The 342-nt window shown below is 44.2% G+C and carries 1 protein-coding gene; it reads left to right on the top strand.

Annotated elements, in window-relative coordinates; all coding sequences use genetic code 11:
- Window positions 1-342: EF-Tu/IF-2/RF-3 family GTPase (locus AC1M89_RS14780; RefSeq protein ID WP_481614397.1), on the top strand; the 342-nt coding region annotated here is incomplete at both ends.

The raw sequence follows: 342 nt of genomic DNA, 5'->3' as shown, positions 1-342 counted from the left end.
ACACTTACATCCCAGAGCCAGAGCGTGCTATTGATAAAGCATTCTTAATGCCAATCGAAGACGTATTCTCTATTTCTGGTCGTGGTACAGTAGTAACTGGCCGTGTAGAAGCTGGTATCGTGAAAGTAGGCGAAGAAGTTGAAATCGTAGGTATCAAAGACACAGTTAAAACGACAGTAACTGGCGTTGAAATGTTCCGTAAACTTCTAGACGAAGGTCGTGCGGGCGAGAACTGTGGTATCTTATTACGTGGTACTAAGCGTGAAGACGTACAACGTGGTCAAGTACTTTCTAAACCAGGTGCGATCAAGCCACACACTAAATTCGATGCAGAAGTATACG

This window comes from Acinetobacter sp. ANC_7635, assembly GCF_056779945.1.
This window is presented reverse-complemented; position numbering and strand designations above follow the sequence as displayed.